Raw genomic sequence first — 1,383 nt, 5'->3', positions numbered from 1 at the left:
ATATTCAAAGAAAAAATCACGTAAAAAAGTACGACCGCACCGGAATCGCTCCTAAGACCCCATTGGGCTTGCAGGGGGCTTTAATCCGTATTCCTATGTCCATAATCCGGTATTTTGGGTTGACCCCTTTGGATTGGCAGGCGACAACTGTGGCAATATTAAACAAAATGTTCTTGATAATATTGCTGCGAGTAAGACAGCTAGAGAATCCTCTAATTTCAAAACACATATGTGGGAAAAAGAGTGGCCGCCTAATAGGGGATTCTATGAAGGTAAGTTTGAGAAATACACACTTCAACCAGGCACTAGATTAGATAGATATGGTACTGATTGGGGTACTTTTGTGGCTCCTGAAGGTATTCCATATAGTTCCAGGGCATTAAAACCAGGAAGTGATGGAAGACCTTATACTGTTTTTGTAGTTAAAAAGCCTATAACTGCTGATGCAGGAGAGATCGCCCCTTGGTTTGGTTATCCGGGACGAGGAATACAGTACGATTTACCTAAAAAAGTTAATGAATTAATAGCTGATGGTTCATTAGAAAAAATCTCAGTGACAGTGAAAGGCAAACCCATTCCATTTTAAATTAATTAGGTATATCAATGAATAAAGAAGAACTGAGAACACGTTTAAAAGAAAATAAAATCTCATCATCTTACTACTCACTTGAGGGAGGAACTCCCGATGATAGAATTTGCCTTACTTATGAAGATGGATACTGGCTAGTCTATCATGCAGAAAGAGGGGCGCGTAGTTGGGTAGAATCATTTGAAAAAGAAGAAGACGCATGCCAACGTTTTTGGGAATATGTGTCCGATACAAAAAGAATGTATGGATAAAACACAAAGCCGGAAGAGATCCCCGTGATCTTCCGGCTTTATTCTTTTTAAGCGCCGAGCAGTTCGCGCATTTTCAGCTTAATGTCACTGAGCTTGTCTTGCTGGCGCTGGTACTGTTGCTTAATGGTGCGGGTCTCGTCACTGTCAGGAATAAGCACCAGACAGCCATCCATAATTTTAACGGTGAAGGTACAGCCTTTATCAAAGCCAGCGGCCTTAAGCCATTGCCCTTTAAGATGGATTGCGGGCGGGGATTTGGCCTTGTCATTTTGCGGCACGTATCCCACGGTGTAATAACGTTCTGTTTTTGTCACTTTATTTACTGCACGGTTTTGCCTAGAATGCGCCTTAGCCATCATTCAACTCCTGTTTAGTTGCTTGTGGTGAGCGATATCAGCTGGTAGCCGCCTGCTGATATCGCGCTAAATCATTCTATTACCTTAATTCTTCAACCACTTACGCGCCTGATACTTAATCACCATCCCTTCCAGCATCTCTCTAATGACGTTTTTTTCTTCTTCGGGAAATTCATTAATCGCCTCG

3 protein-coding genes are annotated in these 1,383 nt (G+C 42.0%); 2 read left to right on the top strand and 1 reads right to left on the bottom strand.

Features of this window, described 5'->3' with window-relative positions; all coding sequences use genetic code 11:
* The first annotated feature begins 133 nt into the window (after positions 1–133).
* Positions 134–586 carry a TNT domain-containing protein gene (locus AAY47_RS18810; RefSeq protein ID WP_053014353.1) on the top strand — a complete coding sequence of 151 codons (453 nt, stop codon included), beginning with the start codon at positions 134–136 and terminating at the stop codon, positions 584–586.
* A gap of 17 nt (positions 587–603) precedes the next feature.
* Positions 604–840: a hypothetical protein gene (locus AAY47_RS18805; RefSeq protein WP_047771839.1), complete on the top strand. Its 237-nt coding sequence runs from the start codon at positions 604–606 to the stop codon at positions 838–840.
* Positions 841–887: 47 nt separating this feature from the next.
* On the opposite strand, the gene AAY47_RS18800 is transcribed toward AAY47_RS18805, so the two are convergent.
* Positions 888–1,196: a SymE family type I addiction module toxin gene (locus tag AAY47_RS18800; RefSeq protein WP_047771838.1), complete on the bottom strand. Its 309-nt coding sequence runs from the start codon at positions 1,194–1,196 to the stop codon at positions 888–890.
* Positions 1,197–1,383: the final 187 nt, after the last annotated feature.

The sequence above is a fragment of the Xenorhabdus griffiniae genome, from assembly GCF_001028135.1.
Classification (GTDB): Bacteria; Pseudomonadota; Gammaproteobacteria; order Enterobacterales; family Enterobacteriaceae; genus Xenorhabdus; species Xenorhabdus bakwenae.
The sequence above is the reverse complement of the archived record's forward strand: the minus strand, read 5'-3'. Positions and strand labels throughout refer to the sequence as shown.